The sequence below is a fragment of the Streptomyces sp. NPDC048671 genome (genome assembly GCF_055587045.1).
In genome coordinates this window covers 454883-478131 of record NZ_JBVJHB010000005.1, presented here as the reverse complement: position 1 = coordinate 478131, position 23249 = coordinate 454883, and the positions used below count along the sequence as shown (strand labels likewise).

The window sequence follows — 23249 nt, the reverse complement described above, 5'->3', positions numbered from 1 at the left end:
CATGAAGCTCGCAGTAGTGGGTGGCGGGTCCACCTACACACCTGAACTGATCGACGGTTTCGCACGGCTGCGGGACACCCTGCCGGTCGAGGAGCTGGTGCTCGTCGACCCGGCGGCCGACCGGCTCGAACTCGTCGGGGGCCTCGCACGGCGGATCTTCGCCAAGCAGGGCCACCCGGGGCGGATCGTCACCACCACGGACATCGACGCGGGCGTGGCCGACGCCGACGCGGTGCTGCTCCAGCTCCGCGTCGGCGGCCAGGCCGCCCGCGGCAAGGACGAGACATGGCCGCTGGAGTGCGGCTGCATCGGCCAGGAGACCACCGGAGCCGGCGGCCTCGCCAAGGCCCTGCGCACCGTCCCGGTCGTCCTGGACATCGCCGAGCGCGTCCGGCGCACCAACCCGAACGCGTGGATCATCGACTTCACCAACCCCGTCGGCATCGTGACCCGGGCGCTGCTCCAGGCCGGTCACAAGGCCGTCGGCCTGTGCAACGTGGCGATCGGCTTCCAGCGCAAGTTCGCCCGGCTGCTCGATGTGACCCCCGGTGAGGTGCATCTCGACCACGTCGGACTGAACCACCTGACCTGGGAACTCGGGGTGCGCCTCGGCGGCCCCGAGGGCGAGAACGTGCTGCCGCGGCTGATCGCCGAGCACGGCGACGCGATCGCGGACGACCTGCACATGCCGCGGGCGATCGTGGACCGCCTCGGCGTCGTCCCCTCGTACTACCTGCGCTACTTCTACGCGCACGACGAGGTCGTGCGGGAGCTCGGCACCAAGCCCTCGCGGGCGGCCGAGGTCGCCGCGATGGAGAAGGAGCTGCTCGCCATGTACGGCGACCCGGCGCTGGACGAGAAGCCCGCGCTGCTCGCCAAGCGCGGCGGGGCCTTCTACTCGGAGGCCGCCGTGGACCTGGCCGCCTCGCTGCTGGGCGGCGGCGGTTCCACGCACCAGGTGGTCAACACGTACAACAACGGGACGCTGCCGTTCCTGCCGGACGACGCGGTGATCGAGGTGCAGGCGAAGGTCGACGGGACGGGTGCGACACCGCTCGCCGTGCCGGAGCTCGACCCGCTCTACGCCGGGCTGATCGCCAACGTGACGGCGTACGAGGACCTCGCGCTGGAGGCCGCGCTGCGCGGTGGCCGCGACCGGGTGTTCAAGGCCCTGCTCGCGCACCCCCTGATCGGCCAGTTCGAGTACGCGGAGGCGCTCACCGACAAGCTGATCGCGCACAACCGGGAGCACCTGGCGTGGGCGTGAACGGTTCGGTCCTCGCGATCGACGCGGGGAACAGCAAGACCGATGTGGCACTGATCGGCCCGGACGGCACCGTGCTGTCCACGGCCCGCGGCGGTGGCTTCCAGCCGCCCGTGGTCGGCATCGGCACGGCCGTGGACGCGCTCGGCTCCGCGGTCGAACGGGCCATGGCCACGGCCGGCGTGGGCGCGGAGAGCGTCGCCCATGTGTCGGCCTGTCTCGCCAACGCCGATCTGCCCATCGAGGAGGAACAGCTGGCCGAGGCCCTGGGCGCCCGCGCCTGGGGCCGCACGGTGGAGGTGCGCAACGACACCTTCGCGATCCTGCGGGCCGGGGTCGACGAACCGCGCGGCGTGGCCGTCGTGTGCGGCGCGGGGATCAACTGCGTCGGCATGGTGCCGGACGGGCGCACCGCGCGCTTCCCCGCCATAGGCCGGATATCCGGCGACTGGGGCGGTGGTGCGGGACTGGCCGAGGAGGCGATGTGGTTCGCCTCGCGGGCGGAGGACGGCCGCGGTGAGCCGACCGCACTGGCCCGTACGCTGCCCGGTCACTTCGGGCTCGACTCGATGTACGCGCTGATAGAGGCGCTGCACCTGGGCCGGATCGAGCCCGAGCGGCGGCACGAGCTGACACCGGTGCTCTTCGCGACCGGCGCGGCCGGCGACGCGGTGGCGCACGGCCTCGTGGACCGGCTGGCGGAGGAGGTCGTGGCCATGGCCTCGGTCGCGCTCTCCCGGCTCGGTCTGCTCGGCGAGCAGGCTCCGGTGGTGCTGGGCGGCAGCGTGCTGGCGGCGCGGCACCCGCAGCTGGACGACCGGATCGCCGCACTCCTCGCGGTACGGGCCCCGAAGGCGGTGGTCCGGGTGGTGAAGGAGTCCCCGGTGCTGGGCGCCGGGCTGCTGGGCCTGGACCACACGGGTGCCGCGCCCGAGGTGCACGACAGACTGCGGGCGCAGTACGCCTGACATTCTGTGAAATAAGTGGGTATCAGGGGCGTTCCGTGGCCTTCGTGCTGCGGGACGCCTCTTCCGTGAGGGAACCGATCAGCCGCCCCGGACGTGTTTCTGGTTGGGGATATCGGTTCACCTCCGGGGGATTACGACATCGATCGCCTTGATCGATGGTGTCGGCCTTGATCGAATGCTGTTGACTGCAGTTGATTGCGTTCACGGACCGGTGCAGGATCCAGGCGTTCGTTGTATGGACGCCGGTCCCTGCGGCCATACTTCTGGCCGGGTACCAGTCCCCCGATCGGCCGGGGGGCGGGCCGCCGTCAGTGACCGAGGGGGAGGTCAAGTGACATACCCGCCGAAAGTGCGCCCGGCGCCGCCGCAACGCGCGCCGGAGCAACTGCCCGCGCCCGTACCGCCGCAGCGCAGCGGCCGCGCGGTGGCGACCGACCGGCTGCGTGCCGCGGCGACCACCGAACCGGGCCGGCTCCAGATCATCGGGGCCGTACTGGCCCTGCTCGTCGTCGCGTTCGGGGCCGTGACGGCGTACCAGGTCTCCGACCGGGCGGCCTCCGCCGACGACGTGGTGAAGCGCAGCCAGCCGCTCAGCGCGGACGCGGCGGACATCTACCGCTCGCTGGCCGACGCCGACGCCGCGGCGGCGAGCGGCTTCCTGGCCGGGCCGCAGGAGCCGCGCGCCGTCCACGACCAGTACGTGGCGGACATCGAGGAGGCCTCCCGGCTGCTGGTGAAGGCCGCGGCCAACACGGACTCGTCGACGAAGTCCGGCCACGAGATCACCAAGCTCAACGAGGAACTCCCGCGCTACACCGGGCTGATCGAGCGCGCCCGCGCGAGCAACCGGCAGGGGCTGCCGCTGGGCGGCGCCTATCTCCGGTACGCGAACCAGAAGATGGCGCGCGACATGCTCCCGGCCGCCGAGCGGCTGTACACGGCGGAGACCGGCCGGCTCGGCCAGGACTACGACTCCGCACGGACCTGGCCGTTCGTCTCGCTCGGCATCGGTGTGATCGCGCTGGCCGTGCTGTTCTGGGCCCAGCGGCGCAACTTCCACCGGACGAACCGGGTGCTCAACCACGGCCTGCTGGCCGCGACCGCGGCCGCGGTCGTGGTCCTGCTGTGGCTGGCGGTGGGGCATTCGGTGGCCCGCTCCGATCTGGCCGACGCCAACACCCGCGGGCAGCAGTCCCTGGATGTGCTCAACCGGGCGCGCATCAACTCGCTGAAGGCACGCGCCAACGAGAACCTCACGGTCGTCGCCCGTGGTGCGGTGCTCACCGCTGACGGCAAGAGCGACAAGTACGAGACCGACTACGGCACGGGCATGAAGGCACTCGTCGAAGAGCTGGGCAAGGCCGCGAAGCTCGCCGAGGACACCGGCGACACCGCGGGAAGCGAACCGGTGGCGAAGGCCATCAAGAACGTCACCGAGTGGCAGACCCGCCACCGGACCGCCCGCAGGACCGACGACAGCGGCGACTACGACGCCGCGCTGAAGCAGATCATCGGGTCGGGGGACTCGACCAAGGGCTCGACCGGTGAGTCGTTCAACCGGGTGGACAAGGCACTGCGGCAGGCGCTCGCCCATGAGCAGGACGAATTCACCCGGGCCGCCAAGGACGGGCGCGGTGCGCTGGGCGGGCTGCCGATCGGCGCGGCGGCACTCGCCGTGCTGGGCGCGGTCGCCGCGATCGTCGGGGTCAACCGCAGGCTCTCGGAGTTCCGGTGACAGGGGGAGCGATGACAGGGAAGGACGAGCCCAGGACGGGGTCCACGGGCCCGCTGCGCAGGCTGCGCGGCTGGGGCGGTGTGACCGCCATGGCCGCGGCCTGCGCGGTGACGGCGTCACTGACCCTGCTGCCGCTCTCCCACAGCGGCGACGACGCCTTCAGCCAGGAGGTCACGGGGCCGGGCGCCGCACGCGGCGTGCAGACGCGGGCCGAGGACTGCGCCGATCCGTACGCCAGCCGGGAACCCTCCGTCGCGGGCGGCAAGACCATCGACCGCATCAAGGCGCGCGGAAAGCTGATCGCGGGCGTCGACCAGAACAGCTTCCAGTGGGGGTACCGCAATCCGGAGTCCCGGGATCTCGAAGGCTTCGACATCGATCTGGTGCGGGCCATCGCCAAGGACATCCTGGGCAACCCGGACGATGTGATCTTCCGGACGATCCCCACCAACCAGCGCATCGCCGCCCTGGAGAACGACAAGGTCGACGTCGTCGTGCGGACGATGACGATCAACTGCGCCCGGCTCGACCAGGTCTCGTTCTCCACCGCCTACTTCCAGGCCGGGCAGCAGGTCCTCGCGCCGAAGGAATCCAAGATCACCGGATACGACTCCTCGCTGGCCGGCAAGCGGGTCTGCACGGCGGAGGGGTCCACGGCGTACGAGGCGCTGGAGAAGCAGTCGTTCGGCTCGGTGTTCAGGGACAAGCACGACGGCACCGACGCGGACGAGGACCTGCTCACCGTCCCCAACCAGCTGGACTGCCTGGTGCGGCTCCAGATGGGCGAGGTCGACGCGATCGTCACGGACAACGCCCTCGCGGCGGGCCAGGCCGCCCAGGACCCGGCCGTGGAGCTGAAGGGCGACAAACCGTTCACCACGGAGTACTACGGCGTGGCCACGAAGAAGGGCGCCGACGACCTGGTGGCGCGGGTCAACCAGGTGCTGGTCGACTACCGCGCCGGGGGCAACGACAGCCCCTGGATGCGGTCGTACCGCAGCTGGCTGCAGGACGGTCTGCCCGGAATCAAGGGGCCGCCGGTGCCCCCGCACAGCAGCAACTAGGGCCTGTCCTTCGGATCAGGCGGATCCTGCCGGGCCCCGTCCGGCAGGGAGATCGGAGAGGTGATCGATGGGCGTCGCGGGCCCCTTCCCCAGCTACGCGGCCCGGCCCCCCGGCCCGGTCATGGACCGGGACGAGGCGGACCGTGCGCTGGCCCGGCTCGGTGCGGAGCACGAGGCGATCGAGACCTCGCTCCTCGCCCTCCAGGACCACGCCGGGCGCCGGCTCCTGGAGGGCGCCGAGCTCACCGGTGTCACCAAGGAGCGCTGGAGCGCCACCGAGCAGTCGATCACGCTGCTGTGGAGCTACTTCGACGCGTACGCGGGGGTGCTGAACGAGGCCCGTGAGGTGCGGGCCCGGCGGCGCCACCCCAACCGGGAGGACCTGGCGGCCCTGACCGAACTGCTGCGCGGCGAGGGCGTCACGGTGGCGCACGCCGCCGCCCGGCCCGATCCGTCCATCACCGGCCCGGCCAGGCTCTCCGAGCGGTTCACGCTCGCGGAGCTGGTCAACCGGATGAACGAGCTGTACGCGCGCTCGCTGGACATGGTCGTCGCCTCCGACTCCGTGTGGTCGGCGATGCCCGCCCGGATAGATCTGCTCGCCGCCGAGCTGCGCCGCACCGGCTCGCTCGCGCACTCGGTCGGGGTACGGCCGGGCGAGCACCCCTCGGGGGACGACCTGGAGGCGATCACCCGGGAACTGACCACGCTGCGGGTGCAGGTGATCTCCGATCCGCTGGCGTTCTGGCTGCCGGGGCCCGGCAGCTCGGCGCCCGGCGGCGGTCGTCCGGACACCGCGCGCTACGACCGGGCGGCCCGCGCGCTGGACGAGGTGCGGCGGGAGATCGAGGCGGTGCTCGCGGTCCGGCAGGACGCCGAGCAGCGGCTGGTCCAGCTGCGCGACGTGCTCTCCAGGGCGGACCGCACCCTGGCCGAGGCCCGCTCGGCGCGCGGCGAGGTACTGGCGAAGATCGCCGCCTCCGAGGTGCCGGCGGTCAACGGTCCGCCGACCGCGCTCCAGGAGCGTCTCGCCACGGCCTCGGAGTACCGCAGGCACGCGCGGTGGCACCGGCTCTCACCGCTCCTGGAGACCCTGGAGCGGCAGGCCGAGGAGGAGTTGCTGCGGGCCAGGGAGCAGCTGACGGCGGTCACCGCCCCGCTCGCCGTGCGGGCGGAGCTGCGTGGCCGGCTGGACGCGTACAAGGCGAAGGTGGCCCGGCACGGGCTGGCGGAGGACCCGGTCCTCATCGAGCGCTACGACGCGGCGCGCCGGATGCTGTGGAGCGCGCCCTGCGATCTGCGGGTCGCCGCGCAGGCGGTGCAGCGTTATCAGGACGCGGCGCTGGAACTGCTGGGGCAGCGGCGCGCGTCCGGACCGGAAGACGGGCGGGGGCGGCCATGAGGCGCCCGGTGCCACCGGGGCACCCGCCGGGCGGGACAGGCAGTGACGGAGAGACGGGGCCGCCGCGGCGGCGGGGCGAACAGGGGGAATGACCATGAGTACGCAGTGCCAGCGCCCCGCGTGCGAGGGCGGTTACGAGGACATGGGCGGCGGTGAGCTGTACTGCGACACCTGCGGTCTCGCTCCGGTCGTCTCACCGATGGGGTCCTCCCCGTCCGAGCCGGGCGGCGAACAGGGGGACGGCATGGTGAGCTCGCCGCCCACCGGCATCGCGGGCGGCGGCAGGGGCAGCAACAGCTCATCGGCGCGCAGCGGTTCGCGGGCGTCGTCGAGGGCGTCCTCGCGGTCCTCCTCGCGCTCGTCGACCTCGCGGCGGTCGGTGTCGGGACGGCTCTCGCGGGCGCTGTCCAGAAGCGGGGCGTCGCGTTCGGTCTCGGTGCGCTCCTCGGGGGCGTCCACCGGTGTCTCGGGCCGGAACCGGCTGGGTGCCGGGCTGGTGCTCGTGCCGGACGTGCCGCGTCCCGATCCGCGCACCGCGGTGATGGAGAACCCGGAGGTGCCCGAGCGGAAGCGGTTCTGTTCGCGTTCGGACTGCGGGGCGCCGGTGGGCCGGGCCAGGGGCGAGCGGCCGGGGCGCACGGAGGGGTTCTGCACCAAGTGCGGCCACCCGTACTCCTTCATGCCCAAGCTCCAGGACGGCGACATCGTGCACGGCCAGTACGAGGTCGCGGGCTGTCTGGCGCACGGCGGGCTCGGCTGGGTCTATCTCGCGGTGGACCGCGCGGTCTCCGACCGCTGGGTGGTCCTCAAGGGCCTGCTCGACACCGGTGACCAGGACGCCATGGCGGCCGCCATCTCCGAGCGCCGCTTCCTCGCCGAGATCGAGCACTCCAACATCGTCCGCATCTACAACTTCGTCGAGCACCTCGACCAGCGGACCGGTTCGCTCGACGGCTACATAGTCATGGAGTACGTCGGCGGCAAGGCGCTCAAGGAGATCGCCAACGAGCGTCGCACCCCGGCCGGGAAGCGGGACCCGCTGCCGGTCGAGCAGGCGTGCGCGTTCGGCATCGAGGCGCTGGAGGCGCTTGGCCATCTGCACAGCCGCAACCTGCTCTACTGCGACTTCAAGGTGGACAACGCGATCCAGACCGAGGACCAGCTGAAGCTGATCGACATGGGCGCGGTCCGCAGGATGGACGACGACGAGTCGGCCATCTACGGCACGGTGGGGTACCAGGCGCCGGAGGTCGCGGAGGTCGGCCCGTCGGTCGCCTCCGACCTGTACACGGTCGCGCGGACGCTCGCGGTGCTCACCTTCGACTTCCAGGGCTACACGAACGTCTTCGTGGACTCGCTGCCCGACCCGGACAACATCGAGGTGTTCCGGACGTACGAGTCGTTCTACCGGCTGCTGGTGCGGGCCACCGACCCCGATCCGGCGCGGCGGTTCGCCTCCGCCTCGGAGATGGCGGAGCAGCTGATGGGCGTGTTGCGGGAGGTGGTGTCGCTCCAGACGGGGCGCCCGCGTCCGGCGCTTTCGACGCTGTTCGGTGCGGAGATGCGGGTCACCGACACGGAGCTGTTCACCCTCCTGACCGGCGAGGTGTCCCGGCTCGGGGCGCGGAACCCGGCGCCTCGCGGGTCCGGGCTCTTCGGCCGGCGCAAGGGCGCCGGGGCGGTCGCGGTGGCGCCGCTCGCACCGCCGCCCGCCGCGGTGGCCCCGCCGGGCGGTGTTCCGGGCGCGCTGCCCGCCGGACCGCCTCCGGCGTTCGCCGCAGGCGCCGGTCCGCTGCCCTCGTCCGCCACACATGTCAGCGGCGGCGCGAACGGCGGCTCCGGGACCGGCGCCGTATCCGCGTACCCGCACCAGCGGCCGCCGGCGGCCGTTCCGGCCCCCCGGTCCCCGCTCCCGGACACCGGCGCCGTATCCGGGGCGTACGGCCCGTACGGCACGGGCGGGCCCCGGCTGGCCGGGCTCGACGTACGGGGGACGGCGCTCGCGCTGCCGGTCCCCCGGGTCGACGCGAACGACCCCAACGCGGGTTTCCTGGCCGGGGTGATGGCGTCGGCACCCGCCGAACTGATCGCCGCGTTGCAGGCCGTACCGGCCGCCTCGCTGGAGACCAGGCTGCGCGAGCTGCGCGCCTTCCTGGAGATGGGCGATCTCGGTGCCGCGCAGGAGACCCTGACCACCCTTGAGCTGAAGCATCCGGACGACTGGCGGGTGGTCTGGTACCGCGGCATCACCTCCCTGGTGACGGGTGACAACGAGAACGCGGCGCTGTCCTTCGACGCGGTCTACGACGCCTTTCCCGGGGAGCCCGCGCCCAAGCTGGCGCTGGGCGTCTGCGCGGAGGTGCTGGGCCAGCTGGACAACGCCGCCGAGTACTACCGGCTGGTGTGGGCGACCGACCCGAGTTTCGTGAGTGCCGCGTTCGGCCTGGCCCGGGTGCAGATCGCCGCCGGGGACCGGGGCGGGGCCGTCCGGTCGCTGGAGTCCGTGCCGGAGGCGTCGATCCACTACACGGCGGCCCGGGTCGCCGCGGTACGGGCACGGCTGCGCGGCCGGGCCCCGGACGACCCGCTGATCGTCGATCTGATGGCGGCCTCGGCCCAGGTCTCGGGGCTGGCCGGTCTCGGTCTGGACGCGGTGCGCCGGGAGCAGTTGTCGACCGAGGTGCTGGGGACGGCGCTCGACTGGGTACTCTCCGGGAGTCCCACGGCTCGCCCGTCGGTCCCGCAGTCGCCCGCGCACGGCGGGACCGAGGGGCCGAGGACGCTGCTCGGCAGTGAGTTGGACGAGCGCGGCCTGCGTTTCGGGCTGGAGCGCTCGTACCGGATGCTCGCCCGGCTTGCGGAGCCCGGCGACGAGAGGATCGAACTGGTGGAGCGGGCCAACCGTTTCCGCCCCCGAACGTGGGTGTGAAGATGTCGCAGAACGACCAGGAGACGGCCTTGCCGAGGTGTCCCGGCTGCGAGGAGCCGCTGGAGCCGGGGGATCTGTTCTGCGGTGCGTGCGGGTACGACCTGTCGGCCGTGCCCGAGCCGCCGCGGGACCGCCCGACGATCGCCATCGCCACCGCGGCGGGCGCCGGTCCCGAAGAGCCGGGTGCGTCCGGCGACTTCGAGCTGGCGGCGCCGGCGCCGGCGCCGGCCGCCGACGGCACGGCGCCCGATCCCCGGGCCGCCGCGGACCCCGTCGCGGCCCCGCCGGCCGGGACCAAGGTGTGCGTGGCCTGCCGGGCCGGCCGGGTCGACAACGACGGCTACTGCGAGAACTGCGGCCATGCCCAGCCCCGCGAGCGGGACCACATGGAGCAGGAGCTCGGCTCGGTCGCCGCGGTCACCGACCGCGGACTGCGCCACCACCGCAACGAGGACTCGTTCGCGATCTCGACGACCGCGCTGCCCGACGGCTCCCCGGCCGTCCTGGCGATCGTCTGCGACGGGGTGTCGTCGGCGAGCCGTCCCGACGAGGCGTCGGCCGCCGCCACGGCCGCCGCCAACGAGTCGCTGCTGGAGTCGCTGCCGCGCGGCACGCATCCGCAGCAGGCGATGCACGACGCGATCGTGGCGGCCGCCGAGTCGGTCAACCGGCTGGCCCTGGAGCCCGGTCGGGCCGCGGAGCAGGATCCGCACCGCCATCAGAACGCCCCGGCGTGCACGCTGGTCGGCGCGATCATGGCCAATGGGCTGCTGTTCGTCGGCTGGGTCGGTGACAGCCGCGTGTACTGGGTGCCCGAGGACCGGAGCAGCCCGCCGGCCCGGCTCACCGAGGACGACTCCTGGGCCGCGCAGATGGTCGCGGCGGGCCTGATGAACGAGGCGGAGGCGTACGCGGACGAGCGGGCCCACGCCATCACGGGCTGGCTGGGCGCCGACTCCTACGAACTGGAGCCGCACACCGCCTCGTTCAAACCGGACCGGCCGGGCATCGTGGTGGTCTGCACGGACGGCTTGTGGAACTACGCGGAGTCCGCGGCCGAGATGTCCGCCGCCGTGCCCGCCGACGCGTACGAACGGCCGTTGCACGGTGCCCAGGTACTGGTGGGGCACGCGCTCGACGGCGGGGGCCACGACAACGTAACAGTGGCTCTGCTGCCGTTCGCCGTACCGGTGCAAGGGGCAGGATCCGCCTACAGCGGCGGTTGAGTCCCGTTCCGTCCGCCCCACGCACCTCCGATGCCTTTGTCCGTAAAACTGTCTTCATCTGACACGTGGAGCCTCAAGGAGCCGATCAGATGGCCAACTTCTCCAAGTCGAACGTGCCGCAGTTCTCCGTCGAGGTGTACCAGAACGAGTTTCTGCCCGAGGGCGGCCGTGAGGTCAACGGCATCATCACCGTCACCTCGACCGGCGGCGGCACCACGGGGGGCGTTCCGCTGAGGAGCGCCGCTCATCCGCCCTCGCACACGGCGGGACGGGCGGCGAGCGCCGCCGTGGTGATCATGGTGGACTGCTCGGGTTCGATGGACTATCCGCCCACGAAGATGCGCAACGCCCGCGACGCGACGGCGGCGGCCATCGACACCCTGCGCGACGGCACCGCCTTCGCCGTGATCGGCGGTACGCACGTCGCCAAGGAGGTCTACCCGGGCAACGGGCGGCTCGCCTCGGCCGATCCGCAGACCAGGGCCCAGGCGAAGGAGGCCCTGCGCCGGCTCGGCGCGGGCGGCGGTACGGCGATCGGGACCTGGCTGCGGCTGGCCGACCGGCTGCTGGGCTCCGCCGAGGTGAGCATCCGGCACGGCATCCTGCTGACCGACGGGCGCAACGAGCACGAGGCACCGGAGGACCTGCGGGCCGCGCTCGACGCCTGCGCGGGCCGGTTCACCTGTGACGCCCGCGGCGTCGGCACCGACTGGGAAGTGAAAGAGGTCACAGCGATCGCCTCCGCACTGCTCGGCACCGCCGATATCGTCGCCGATCCCGCCGGGCTGGCCGCGGACTTCACGCAGATGATGGAGAACGCGATGGGCAAGGAGGTCGCGGACGTCGCGCTGCGGCTCTGGACCCCGGTCGGCGTGGAGATCAAGTACGTGAAGCAGGTCGCGCCGACGGTCGCCGAGCTGACCGACCGCCGCACCGAGGCGGGCCCGCGCGCCGGGGACTACCCCACCGGCTCCTGGGGCGACGAGTCCCGCGACTACCACGTGTGCGTGCAGGTGCCGGAGGCCGGCATCGGGCAGGAGATGCTGGCGGCCCGGGTCTCGCTGATCCTGCCCGACCCGTCGGGCGGGGCGCCTCAGACGCTTTCGCAGGGCCTCGTGCGGGCGGTGTGGACGGACGACATGGTGGCGTCGACCTCGATCAATCCGCAGGTCGCGCACTACACAGGTCAGGCGGAACTGGCACAAGTCATCCAGCAGGGGCTCGATGCCCGCAAGTCGGGAGACTTCGACGGCGCGACGGCCAAACTCGGCCGTGCGGTGCAGTTGGCATCGGCGTCCGGGAACGAGGACACTGCGAAACTGCTTTCGAAGGTGGTAGACGTCGTCGACGCGGCGACCGGTACTGTGCGACTGAAGGCGAAGGTCGCGGATGCGGACGAGATGACACTCGAAACGCGCTCCACGAAGACCGTCCGCGTGAAGAAGTAACCACATATCCGCACTGATGAGCCGCCCGGCCGGACAGGTCCGCCGGGCGGCGAAGCAAGAAAAAATGACGGCCCCCGCGGCCGGACGAGGAGAGGGGGAAGCGCCGACATGCCGACCTGCCCGAACGGACACCAGTCGGGTTCCGAGGACTGGTGCGAGGTCTGCGGCCACCGCATGGCCGGGGCGGGCGGGCCCGCGGGCGCCGTTCCCCCGCCGCCTCCCCCGCCGCCCGCGCCCGGCTACGGATACCCGCAGGGCCCCGGCCCGGACGCGACCGCCCACGCCGAGATCTGCCCGCAGTGCCGCACCCCGCGGGAGGCGATGGCGCCGTTCTGCGAGGAGTGCCGCTGGAACTTCCTCACGAACACGGCGACCTCGTACACACCACTGGCCCCGCAGCACGGCGGACCGAGTGGACCGCCCGGTCCCGGCGGACCGGGTGGCGGCCCCGGAGGTCCTGGCGGCCCCGGAGGTCCTGGCGGTCCCGGCGGTCCTGGAGGCCCCGGCCCCGTTCCCGGTCTCAATCTGCCGCCGGGCTTCCAGGCTCAGCAGCAGCCCGGTGCGCCGCAGCCCCGCGATCCGTTCGAGTACCAGGGTTCGCGCCCCTCGCAGGTGAACCGGCCGGCCGAGCCGCTCTCCTCGGGGCCCGGACAGCCCGGCCCTCCCGGCGGTCCGGGACAGCCGCCGTTCCAGCAGGGCCCGCCGCCCCCGCCGTCGTTCCAGCAGGGCCAGGGTCAGGGCCCGCTGGGCTTCCCGCAGGGGCAGCAGCACGCCCAGCAGCAGGGTTCCTCGCAGGGCTCGCCCCCGCCGCCGTCGTTCCAGCAGCAGAGTGCCGCGCCCGCGTTCCAGCAGACGGCTCCCCCGGTCTTCGAGCAGCCCGGTCCGCCGGCCCCGCCGCAGCCGCAGGCCGCGCAGCCCGGCAACGACGACTGGCTGCTGTCGCCGCCGTCGCAGGCCCAGGGCCCGCAGTCCCCGATGCAGCAGCAGCCGTACCCGGGTCAGAACCAGGGTTCCGGCATGGGTCAGGACCAGGGCCAGGGTCAGGGGTCCACGAGCTGGACGGCGGTCGTCGCTCCGGACCGTGAGTACTTCCTGGCGATGATGCAGCGCAGCGGCCCGGAGGCCACCGGGCTCAACCTGCCCGCGTACTCCCCGGAGCAGCACCTTCCGCTGACCGGCAACCAGATCACCATCGGCCGCCGCCGGCACAGCACGGGCGAGTCCCCCGACATCGACCTGTCGGTGCCCCCGGAGGACCCGGGTGTCTCGCACCAGCACGCGGTGCTGGTGCAGCAGCCGGACAGCAGCTGGGCCGTGGTCGATCAGAACTCCACCAACGGCACCACGCTCAACGGCGCCGAGGACCCGATCCAGCCCTATGTCCCCGTTCCGCTCCAGGACGGCGACCAGGTGCACGTCGGGGCGTGGACGACGATCACGATCCGCCGGGGCTGACGGGCTCCGCACCATGCGCGGCCGGTGAGGGACACCCCTCACCGGCCGCGCACTGCTGTTCCGGGCCGCCGCCCCTCGGTCGCCGGCCGCTGGAATCATGTAGTTCGCAGTACGAATAAGAGTCCTCGCGCCGGGTCCTGACGGTCGCCTTCTGCCGTATTCTGGCCGAATGCGAGAGGCCGAGAATGAGCAGATGGGATTCGTCACCGCACTGGTGCGATCCTCATTTCTGGTGAACGCCGTATATGCCGAATCCGGTCGCGAGCACGGAATCACCGCACAGCAGGGCCAGCTGCTCTGTGTGCTGATGGTGCGGCCGTACGGGATGAGTGAGCTCGGATCGGTGCTGGGGCTGGCGAAGTCCAGCCTCACCGGCCTGGTGGACCGGAGCGTCCGGCGCGGTCTGGTGCGGCGCGAGGCCGACCCCGAGGACGGGCGCGCGGTCCGCGTCGCGCTGACCGCGACGGGCGACGAGCTGGCCGAGGCGTTCCACGCGGAGACCTGCCGGCGCGTGGCGAGGCTGTCGGACGGCCTCGACGAGACCGACCGCGAGCTGCTCGCGCGGCTGCTCGGCCGTCTGGTGCTGGAGAACAAGGTGCCGGTGGTCTTCATGGAGCCGGACGAAGCACCCCCTGCCCCGCTGTGAGGCCTGTCCGGCGGATCACGGCCGGGCAGCCCCCGCCAATGACCACAACCGTACGATTCATGATTACCCGCCCGCAGCGGCCCGGCATAACTCATTCGTGACACGAACCACGCTAGTTCGCGTCACGAACTATGAATACGTACGCCCGGCGAACACCCGCCGCCCGCGGACTCCGGTGCGAGGTGGCGCGATCGGCACACCCGGCCCCCGGTCGCCCGCCGGGGCGTCTGCGACGATGGACGGGTGACTGAGAACCCGCGCGACACGGTGCAGGAGCTGACCTTCTACGAGCTGGTCGGCGGCGAGGAGACTTTCCGGCGCCTGGTCCACCGCTTCTACGAGGGCGTGGCCGGGGACCCGCTGCTGCGGCCGATGTACCCGGAAGAGGATCTGGGCCCGGCCGAGGAGCGGTTCACGCTGTTCCTGATCCAGTACTGGGGTGGCCCGCGCACCTACAGCGACCAGCGCGGACACCCCCGGCTGCGGATGCGGCACGCACCGTTCCAGGTGGACCGGGCCGCGCACGACGCCTGGCTGAGCCATATGCGGGTGGCGCTCGACGAACTGGCGCTGGCCCCCGAGCACGACCGGCAGCTGTGGGACTACCTCACCTACGCGGCCGCCTCGATGGTGAACACCGAAGGCTGAGTTTCCGGCCCGCACATGTGCGGAATCCGGTACTCCGCCACCGGATAACGGTCACGATCCCATCAAGGTGTGGCCGTGGGCGGTATCCCGCGACCGGTGCACTCTGAAAGCATCCATACATCGCCGGGGGGCGTGTTCATGAGATGAGGGTGGGGGCAGGGTGACGGGGTTCGTTTTTCTGCGGGTGAGAGCGCATCGGCTCCTGCTCGCCGCGGCCGTGCTGGCCGTGCTGCTCACCACCTCCGTCCTGGCCGCGCTCACCGCCTTCTCCGGCTCCATCGGCGACGCCGCACTGCGCCACACCCTCACCCACCGGTCCGCCGCCGACGCGTCCCTCCTGATATCGGCGCAGGTCGCGCCCGAACAGCGGGACGCGGCCGACGCCTCGGCGCGCAAGGCCGCCCACGCCACGTTCGACGGACTCCCGGTGACCGTACGGAAGCTGGAGGCGTCGGGCCCGTACGCGCTGCCGCGCAGCCTCCAGACCCCGGCCGCCCGCCGCGGCGACCCCGACCTCACCCACTTCGCCTCGCTCGACCTCAGCCGCGTCCGGCTCACCGCGGGCCGGATGCCCGCCGCCGGGGCGGGGAAGAGCGGCGACCCGGTCCAGGTCGCGCTGCCGGGCACCGCCGCCGAGGCCCTCGGGCTGAAGCCCGGCGCCCGGCTGACGCTCACCGACCGGCTCGGCGGCAAGCCCCTGAAGATCCTGATCACCGGTCTCTACGAGGCCGCGGACCAGGCCGATCCGTACTGGCAGCTGGACGCGGGCGGCGGGCGCGGCATCCGCCGGGTCGTCTTCACGACGTACGGGCCGCTGCTCACCGACCCCGCGGTGCTCGGCTCCGGCCGGACCAGTTCCGGCGAGCTCTCCTATCTGGCGTCGGCCGACTTCCGCGGCCTCACCACGGACCGGATGGCCGCGCTGCGCCACTCGGCGACCGAGGGCCCGAAACAGCTGCTCGCCGCCCCCGAGTTCAAGAACGGGGCGAACGCGCAGACCCAGCTGCCCACCGTTCTCGACCAGATCGACCGGGGGCTGCTCGTCTCCCGCTCGACGATGATGATCGTGGCCGTACAACTGGTGCTGCTGGCCGGGTACACCCTGCTCCTGGTGGCCCGGCTGCTGAGCAGTGAGCGCGGCGGGGAGACCGAACTGCTGCGTGCGCGGGGCGGATCGCGCGGCCGGATCACCTCGTTCGCCGCGATCGAGGCGCTGCTGCTCGCGCTGCCCGCCGCCGTCCTCGCCCCGCTGCTCGCCGGACCGCTGACCCGGCTCCTGGCGGACCGCAGCGAGCTGTCCCGGATCGGGCTGCGGCTCGGCGGGACCGCCACCGGCACGGTGTGGCTGGTGGCCGCCGTCACCGCGCTGGTCTGCGCGCTCGCCGTGGTGGCGCCCGCGCTCGCCGCGAGCGCCGGCGGGCGCCGCTCCACCCGCGCCGCCACGCTGCCCGCGCCGGTGCGCGCGGGGGCGGACATCGGACTGCTGGCGATCGCCGGGGTGGCGTACTGGCAGCTCGACCGGCAGACCGGGGGCGCGGGCAACGGTGCGCTCAGCGACGACCGCGCGGGCGGCCTCGGCATCGATCCGCTGCTGGTCGTCGCGCCCGCCCTGGCCCTGCTCGCGGGCACCGTACTGACGCTGCGGCTGCTGCCGCCCGCGGCCAGGCTCGCGGAGCGCCGGGCGGCCGGCGGCCGGGGGCTGGCCACGGCGCTGGCCGGCTGGCAGTTCAGCCGCCGGCCGCTGCGCGGCGCGGGACCGGTGCTGCTGCTGGTGCTGTCGGTCGCGATGGGCATGCTGGCCATCGGCCAGAGCGCGTCGTGGGACCGTTCGCAGAAGGACCAGGCGGACTTCAGGTCCGGCGCCCCGGTCCGGATGCTGGGCGGCGTCAACGCGGATCCGGCCCGGTCGGGCACGTACGCGCGACTGCCGGGGGTACGGGAGGCGGCGCCCGCGTTCCGTACGACGCTGGAGCTCTCCGGTGGCCGCACGGCCGAGGTGCTGGCCCTGGACACCGCGCACGCCGACGAGCGGATGCTGATGCGCGGCGACCTCGCCGACGGGGAGCAGGGCCGGCTGTTCGACTCCCTCGCACCGCGGCACTCCGCACGGCCGGGACTGCTGCTGCCGCGCGACAGCACGGAACTCCGCCTCGATCTGCGCATATCGTCCGGCACGAAGGACGGCACGAAGGACGGGACAAAGGCCGGCGCGGAGGCCGGGACGCCCTCGCGCTCCGGCATGAGCCCGCTGGTCACCGTGTTGCTGGAGGACCGCTACGGCATTCCGTACCGGGTGGTCGCCGGTTCCGTGCCGGTGGACGGGAAGGCGCACCCGCTCTCGCTGAAGGTGGCCGCGGCCGGTGAGCTGGCGGTGACCGGGTTCGAGCTGGACAGCAGCCAGCCGGTCGGGCGGGACGAGTCGCACCGGCTCACCGTGAGCGGGCTGCGGACCGCGACCGCCGGCGGCACCGAACGGCCGGTCCCGGTGCCCGAAGGGTTCCGCTGGCAGGCGGCCCTGACCACCGACGAGTTCGGGCAGGTGCAGCCGGGCGCCCCGCTGCACCCGGCCGGCTCGGCCGCGCAGCCGCTGACCCTCGACTACCGGACCGGGTTCGTCACGGCCGAGGACGCGGCGGACGCGGTGCCGGCCCTCAATGTGCGGGTCACCGCGGCGCGGGCCCCGGCGGCCGGCCTGAACGGCGTGGCCACGGACGCCTATCTGAAGGCGTCCGGTGCACGGACCGGCCAGAGCGTGGACGTGACGCTGGCCGGTGAGACGGTCCGGGTGAAGATCGTGCGGTCCGTCCACGGGCTCCCGACGACCGGGCCCGGCTCCACCGCCTCCCTGTCCTCCGGCCAGACGCGGGCGGCCCGGGACGGCGGCGCCCTGCTCCTCGACCTCAGGGCCGTCGGCGGGATCTTCGCGCAGCGCCCGAACGCCGTGCTCACCGCGACCGAGTGGTGGCTCAGCACCGCTCCCGGCCGGACCGCCGAGGTCGCGGCCGCGCTCCGGGCCAGGCCCGACACCGATCCGGCGCAGGTGCAGGTCCGGGACGAGGTCGCCGACGAGCTGGTGGGCGATCCGCTGGGCGCGGGCCCGCAGTCCGCGCTGCTCGCGGTGGCGGTCGTGGCGGCGGCGCTGGCCGGGGTCGGCTTCGCCGTGACGGCGGTCGGCTCACGGCGTGAACGGTCCGCGGAATTCGCCGTGCTGCGGGCGCTCGGGGCGCCGCGCCGGCGGCTGGCCCGCATGATCGCCGCCGAGCAGGGGGTCCTGATCGCCATCGGGCTGCTGGTGGGGGCGGTCCTCGGGGCCGTACTGACCCGGGCGGTGGTGCCGCTCGTCGTGCTGACCGGGCAGGCCGCCCGGCCCGTACCGGCCGTGCTGGTGGAACTGCCCGCCGGGCAGGTCGCGGTGCTGCTCGCCTGCTTCGCCGCGCTGCCGCTGGTGATCGTCGCGGTCCTCGCCCTGCGCCGCACCGACCCCGCGATCTCGCTGCGCCACCAGGGGGACAACTGACATGAGCCCGCGTCCGATGTTCTCCGGCAGGACGGCCGCCTGCGCGCCCTGGGTACGGACCCGGCTGCGCACCGCCCCCGGCGCGGCCTGTGCGCTCGGGCTGCTGGTGCTGCTGACCGCGTTCCTGGCCGCCGCCTTCCCACGGGCCGTCGACCGTTACGAGGACGAGGGGCTGCGCCACGATCTCGGTGCCGCCGCCCCCCGGCGCAGCGTTCTGGAGGTCAGCAGCCCGCCGCCGGGTCTGGAGGTGCCCGAGGCGGCGCGCGAGGAAGCGGTGCGGGAGCCGTCGGTGGCCTCCGTGCACCGGACGTTGCTGGCCGGGCTGCCCGGTCCGCTGCGGCCGGACGCCGGCCAGTCCGCGTACGGATTCCGGACGACGAGCCCGATCTCCGCCGGGGAGCGCTGGTTCCCCCGCCCCTACGGCATCGACCCGGAGCTGACGTACACGACGCAGTCGGCGCTGCCGGATCACTCCACCCTGCGGGAGGGCCGGTGGCCGGCCGTGCGCGGCGAGGTGACCGCCGCCACCGAGGAGCTGGAGGCCGCGGTCACCGAGGAGACCGCGAAGGCGCTGCGGATCACAGCCGGTGCGACCGTCTCCGTCCCGTCCGTCAGGGGCGGGCAGTTCACGGTACGGATCACCGGCATCGTCGCCCCGCTGCGTCCCGGAGCCGCCTACTGGTCGGCCGAGCCGCTGTTGCGGACCCCCTCCCTGGTCGCCAAACCGACGAAGACCGAGCCGCTCTACTACTGGACCGCGGCCCTGCTGCTGCCTCCGGACGCGGCACCGGCGCTGCTCGCCACCACCGGTCAGCCCGAGGCGTACTGGCGGATCATGCCGGACGTCTCACGGCTGACCACGCGGGACGTGCCCCAACTCCGCTCGTCGGTGGCTTCCCTGGAGGGCGGCCCCGGGCTGCTGAAGGTGCGCGGGGCCGTCGGGGAGACCGCGACGGTGACGACCGATCTGGACGAGATCGTGGGCGCGTACGAAGGGATGCGGCAGGCGATCCGCCCGGTCGTCACGGTCGCCGCCGTCGGCATCGGGGCCGTCGCCGTCATCGTCCTGCTGATGACGGGCGGGCTGATCGCCGGCCGGCGCCACACCGAACTCGCCCTGCTCCGGGCCCGCGGCGGGTCCCTGCGCTCCATCGGGGGCCGGCTGCTCGCCGAGACCGCGGTGACGGCCGTGCCCGCGGCGGCGCTGGGCCTGCTGCTCGCGGTGACGGCGATCGGCGGGACCAGGCTGTGGCCCTCGGCCGTCGGCGCCGCGGCGGTCGGTGCGCTGGTCTGTGCCGCGCTTCCGGTCCGTACCGTGCTCCTGCACCGCAGACCGCGGCTGCCCGGCGGCCGCGAGGACCTGGTGAGCGTCCGGCCGTCCCGGCGGCGCGCCGTCGCCGAACTCACCGTGCTGGTGCTGGCCGTCGGCGCGGTCGTCGCGCTGCGCCGGCGCGGTACGGGCGGCGCCGGGGGCACCGACCTCCTGGTCAGCGCGGCCCCCGTGCTGGTCGCGCTGATCGCGGCCCTGGTCCTCGTCCGGCTCTACCCGCTGCCGCTGCGGCTCGCCCTGCGCTCCGTGGCGCGGCTGCGCGGCGCGGTCGGATTCCTGGCGCTGGCCCGCGCCGGACGCTCCTCGGCCGCCGGCACCCTGCCCCTGCTCGCGCTGCTGGTCGCGCTGACGACGGCGGCGTTCGGCGGCTCGGTGCTCGCGGGGGTCGCGGACGCCCGCGACACCGCGGCGGTGCTCGCGACCGGCGCGGACGCCCGGATCAGCGGCCAGGCCGACTCCGCACCGCTCTCGGACGGCCTGGTCCGGACGGTGTCCGGGGCGGACGGCGTACGGGAGGTGGCGCGCGTCCAGATCGAGTACGGCGTCTCGCTGCCGCCGCCCGAGCACGGCTTCGAGGACGCGCGGGGCGCCACCCTGATCGGCGTCGACCCGGTCACCTACGCCCGGCTGGCGCGTTCCACCGGCATCGGCACCTTCCCCGCCGACCGGCTGAAGTACACCGGCCCGGCGACGCCGAAGGGCTCGCTGCCCTCGCGGGACCGGGTGCTGCCGGTCCTCGCCTCGCCGTCCGTCGCCCAGCGGCTCGGGGACCGGACGCGCGATCTCCAGTCGATGGCCGGGGACTTCAAGATCCGGGTGGCGGGCACGGTGGCGCACACGCCCGCCGTCACCGACACCTCTTTCATGGTCGTCGACGCCGCCGCCCTCACCCACCGCCAGACCACCGCTCTGCTGCTCACCGGCGACCGGCTGGACGCGAAGGAACTGCGCGCGGCGGCCCACCACGCGGGCAAGGAACTCACCGTCCAACTCCGCTCCGAAGTGCGCGCGGCCTATGTGGACACCCCGATGCAGGTGGGTGCCGAGCGGATCTACACGGCGGCGATCGCGGCCGGCGCGGGCTACGCCCTGCTGGCCGTCCTCCTCTCCCTGCTCCGGACCGCCCCGGAGCGCACCACTCTGCTGGCGCGGCTGCGCACCATGGGCATCGGCACCCGGCAGGGCGGACGCCTCCTCGGCTTCGAGGCGATGCCACAGGCGCTGCTCGCCGCCGCCGGCGGGCTGCTCGTCGGCCGGGCGACCATCGCGCTGCTGGCACCGGGCGTCGATCTGGTGCACCTCGCGCTCTCGACCGGCCCCGGCTCCGGTCTGCTGTACAACGCACCGCTGCGGGCGGACCCGTGGTCGATGGTCCTCCCGGCGCTGGGCGTGATCGTCCTGACCGCCGCGGTGGCCGGCGTACAGGCCTGGTGGGCCGGCCGCCGCGGATCGATCACCGAACTCAGGGCAGGAGACTCCCGATGACGACGCAGTCGACCGATTCCACGCTGGCGGAGCTCGAACAGCGGGCCGCCGCACGCCGCGACCGGCCCTCCTACGGGCACGACGCGCTGATCTCCTGCGACCGGCTGGTGCGCATCTTCACCACGGACGGAGTGGAGGTGCAGGCCCTCCAGGGTCTGGATCTGCTGGTCAACGAGGGTGAGTTGCTGGCGCTGGTCGGCGCGTCCGGCAGCGGCAAGTCGACGCTGATGAACATCCTGGCGGGCCTCGACGTGCCCACGGCCGGGGCGGCGAAGGTGGCGGGCTGCGATCTGCTGTCCATGGGGCAGAAGGAGCGGCTGCGTTACCGCCGGGACGTCGTCGGGTTCGTCTGGCAGCAGACCGCCCGCAATCTCCTGCCGTACCTCACCGCGATCCAGAACATCACGCTGCCGATGCAACTGCGCGGCGGCGGGCGCAACCGCGAACGGGCCGCCCGCGCCGAGTCGTTGCTCGCGATGCTGGACGTGGCGGAGTGCCGCGACCGGCGCCCGCAGCAGATGTCGGGCGGCCAGCAGCAGCGGGTGGCGATCGCGGTCTCGCTGGCCAACTCCCCCTCGGTCCTGCTCGCGGACGAGCCGACCGGGGAGCTGGACTCGGCCACCGGCGAGCAGGTCTTCGCCGCCTTCCGCCGCGCCAACGAGGAGCTCGGCACGACGATCGTGATCGTCACGCACGACCAGGCGGTCGCGAACGAGGTCCGCCGCACGGTCGCCATCCGCGACGGCCGCACGTCGTTCGAGGTGCTGCGCCGCACGGAGGTCGACGCGGCGACGGGCCAGGAGTCCCAGGTGGCACGCGAGTACGCGATGCTCGACCGCGCGGGCAGGCTGCAACTGCCCGCGGACTACACGGAGTCGCTGGGCATGGAGCACCGCGTGATGCTGGAACTGGAACAGGACCACATCGGGGTGTGGCCCGACGCCCCGGAGCCGGAGTGAGCGGGCCTGCCCGGGGGCGTGCCACGGCCCGCTATAGGATCCGCGCATGGCGACACACGAGCACGAGATCACCGAGCCTGTCGATCTCTGCCTGCCCGACGGCAGCCTCGATCCGGCGGCGGTCGGCTGGTCGCGGGTGCCGCTGCACCGCGCCAATCTGCGCGGCTGGGGCCGGACGAAGCGCTGGGAGTACTGGTGCGTGACGACGCCCACCCATCTGGTGGCGCTGACCGTCAGTGATCTCGACTTCCTCGCCCTGAACACGGTCTATCTGCTCGAATACGCCCCGGGCGGCCTGGAGTCGGAGCGCACCGCGATCATCCCCGGCGGCTTCGGCGTCGGGCTCCCCGACACCGTGGCCGGCGCCCCCGGATCCGAGGACGTGGTGGTCGGGCCCGCGCGGCCGTCCGGCGGCAAGGTGCGCATCGAGATCCGCGACGAGAACGCCGGCACCCGGCTGAGGGCCCGTTGTCTGACGGCGGACCGGTTGCCGCTGGAGGTGGACCTGCTGGTCGCCCGGCCGCCGGGGCACGAATCGCTGTCCGTCGTGGTGCCGTGGAGCGATCAGCGCTTCCAGTACACCTCCAAGCACACCGCGCTCCCGGCGTCCGGCCAGGTCAGGATCGGCACGGAGTTCCTGGAGTTCGACGGGGACGACACCTGGGCCGTTCTGGACCACGGCCGCGGCCGCTGGCCGCGTACGGTCGACTGGAACTGGGGCGCCGCCTCCGGACGCACCGGCGGGCACACGGTGGGCCTCCAGTTCGGCGGACGCTGGACGGCGGGCACCGGCTCGACCGAGAACGGGCTCTGTGTGGACGGCCGGCTCACCAAGATCGGCGAGGAGCTGGACTGGCGCTGGTCGACGGCCGACCTCCTCGCCCCCTGGACCATCCGTACGCCCTCGTCCGGCCAGGTCGACCTGACGTTCACCCCGTTCCACAACCGGTCGGCACACACGGAGGCCGGTTTGATCGCCAACCGCACCGACCAGTGCTTCGGCCACTACGACGGCAGTATCCGCACCGACGACGGCAAGGAGATCGTGGTGGAACGGCTGCTGGGCTGGGCCGAGGACGTTCACATGCGCTGGTGACTCACTGGTTCACACGCCGGCACGTCGGCACGTCGGCACGTCGGCACGTCGGCACGTCGGCACGTCGGCACGTCGGC

The 23249-nt window shown here is 73.3% G+C and carries 15 protein-coding genes; all 15 read left to right on the top strand.

All coding sequences use genetic code 11. The annotated features are described in order from the left end of the window. Window position 1: 1 nt before the first annotated feature. The 15 genes from ACZ6S6_RS13210 (at window position 2) to ACZ6S6_RS13140 (ending at window position 23172) form a co-directional block, all read left to right on the top strand. Window positions 2–1267, top strand: coding sequence for a 6-phospho-beta-glucosidase (locus tag ACZ6S6_RS13210; RefSeq protein ID WP_469705568.1), 1266 nt, complete (start codon window positions 2–4; stop codon window positions 1265–1267). Then, window positions 1258–2232: an N-acetylglucosamine kinase gene (locus tag ACZ6S6_RS13205; protein ID WP_362962456.1), complete on the top strand. Its 975-nt coding sequence runs from the start codon at window positions 1258–1260 to the stop codon at window positions 2230–2232. Before ACZ6S6_RS13210 ends, ACZ6S6_RS13205 begins: the two co-directional genes overlap by 10 nt. Before the next feature lie 331 nt (window positions 2233–2563). After that, entirely contained in the window at window positions 2564–3967 is a 1404-nt protein-coding gene (locus tag ACZ6S6_RS13200; protein ID WP_469705565.1) for a hypothetical protein, read from the top strand. An 11-nt stretch (window positions 3968–3978) separates the two neighbouring features. Further along, window positions 3979–5031, top strand: coding sequence for a glutamate ABC transporter substrate-binding protein (locus ACZ6S6_RS13195; protein WP_469705563.1), 1053 nt, complete (start codon window positions 3979–3981; stop codon window positions 5029–5031). Between the two features lie 67 nt (window positions 5032–5098). Then, window positions 5099–6433, top strand: a complete 1335-nt coding sequence (locus tag ACZ6S6_RS13190) for a hypothetical protein (protein WP_362962458.1) — start codon at window positions 5099–5101, stop codon at window positions 6431–6433. A 94-nt stretch (window positions 6434–6527) separates the two neighbouring features. Further along, window positions 6528–9362 (top strand): serine/threonine-protein kinase, encoded by a 2835-nt coding sequence (locus tag ACZ6S6_RS13185; RefSeq protein WP_469705560.1) that lies wholly within the window; start codon window positions 6528–6530, stop codon window positions 9360–9362. Further along, window positions 9359–10588: a PP2C family serine/threonine-protein phosphatase gene (locus tag ACZ6S6_RS13180; RefSeq protein ID WP_469705558.1), complete on the top strand. Its 1230-nt coding sequence runs from the start codon at window positions 9359–9361 to the stop codon at window positions 10586–10588. The genes ACZ6S6_RS13185 and ACZ6S6_RS13180 overlap by 4 nt, the downstream gene beginning before the upstream one ends. Before the next feature lie 89 nt (window positions 10589–10677). After that, complete coding sequence (locus ACZ6S6_RS13175) at window positions 10678–12036, top strand: vWA domain-containing protein (RefSeq protein WP_362962462.1); 1359 nt, start codon at window positions 10678–10680, stop codon at window positions 12034–12036. A gap of 108 nt (window positions 12037–12144) precedes the next feature. After that, entirely contained in the window at window positions 12145–13491 is a 1347-nt protein-coding gene (locus ACZ6S6_RS13170; protein WP_469705556.1) for an FHA domain-containing protein, read from the top strand. Between the two features lie 193 nt (window positions 13492–13684). Then, window positions 13685–14137, top strand: a complete 453-nt coding sequence (locus ACZ6S6_RS13165; protein ID WP_469705633.1) for a MarR family winged helix-turn-helix transcriptional regulator — start codon at window positions 13685–13687, stop codon at window positions 14135–14137. 243 nt (window positions 14138–14380) lie between these two features. Beyond that, window positions 14381–14785 (top strand): globin, encoded by a 405-nt coding sequence (locus tag ACZ6S6_RS13160; protein WP_362962467.1) that lies wholly within the window; start codon window positions 14381–14383, stop codon window positions 14783–14785. Between the two features lie 160 nt (window positions 14786–14945). Continuing rightward, window positions 14946–18302 carry an ABC transporter permease gene (locus ACZ6S6_RS13155; protein WP_469705553.1) on the top strand — a complete coding sequence of 1119 codons (3357 nt, stop codon included), beginning with the start codon at window positions 14946–14948 and terminating at the stop codon, window positions 18300–18302. Window position 18303: 1 nt separating this feature from the next. Beyond that, window positions 18304–21117: an ABC transporter permease gene (locus tag ACZ6S6_RS13150; RefSeq protein ID WP_469705551.1), complete on the top strand. Its 2814-nt coding sequence runs from the start codon at window positions 18304–18306 to the stop codon at window positions 21115–21117. Next, a complete protein-coding gene (locus ACZ6S6_RS13145; RefSeq protein WP_362962472.1) occupies window positions 21114–22076 on the top strand; it encodes an ABC transporter ATP-binding protein in 963 nt (320 codons plus the stop codon). Before ACZ6S6_RS13150 ends, ACZ6S6_RS13145 begins: the two co-directional genes overlap by 4 nt. A 46-nt stretch (window positions 22077–22122) precedes the next feature. After that, window positions 22123–23172 (top strand): DUF2804 domain-containing protein, encoded by a 1050-nt coding sequence (locus tag ACZ6S6_RS13140; RefSeq protein ID WP_362962474.1) that lies wholly within the window; start codon window positions 22123–22125, stop codon window positions 23170–23172. Window positions 23173–23249 lie beyond the last annotated feature (77 nt).

Coding starts and splice junctions, on each gene's coding strand:
- ACZ6S6_RS13210 (WP_469705568.1), top strand. CDS start 2: ATGAAGCTCGCAGTAGTGGGTGGCGGGTCCACCTACACACCTGAACTG.
- ACZ6S6_RS13140 (WP_362962474.1), top strand. CDS start 22,123: ATGGCGACACACGAGCACGAGATCACCGAGCCTGTCGATCTCTGCCTG.
- ACZ6S6_RS13175 (WP_362962462.1), top strand. CDS start 10,678: ATGGCCAACTTCTCCAAGTCGAACGTGCCGCAGTTCTCCGTCGAGGTG.
- ACZ6S6_RS13195 (WP_469705563.1), top strand. CDS start 3,979: ATGACAGGGAAGGACGAGCCCAGGACGGGGTCCACGGGCCCGCTGCGC.
- ACZ6S6_RS13165 (WP_469705633.1), top strand. CDS start 13,685: ATGGGATTCGTCACCGCACTGGTGCGATCCTCATTTCTGGTGAACGCC.
- ACZ6S6_RS13170 (WP_469705556.1), top strand. CDS start 12,145: ATGCCGACCTGCCCGAACGGACACCAGTCGGGTTCCGAGGACTGGTGC.
- ACZ6S6_RS13145 (WP_362962472.1), top strand. CDS start 21,114: ATGACGACGCAGTCGACCGATTCCACGCTGGCGGAGCTCGAACAGCGG.
- ACZ6S6_RS13185 (WP_469705560.1), top strand. CDS start 6,528: ATGAGTACGCAGTGCCAGCGCCCCGCGTGCGAGGGCGGTTACGAGGAC.
- ACZ6S6_RS13190 (WP_362962458.1), top strand. CDS start 5,099: ATGGGCGTCGCGGGCCCCTTCCCCAGCTACGCGGCCCGGCCCCCCGGC.
- ACZ6S6_RS13150 (WP_469705551.1), top strand. CDS start 18,304: ATGAGCCCGCGTCCGATGTTCTCCGGCAGGACGGCCGCCTGCGCGCCC.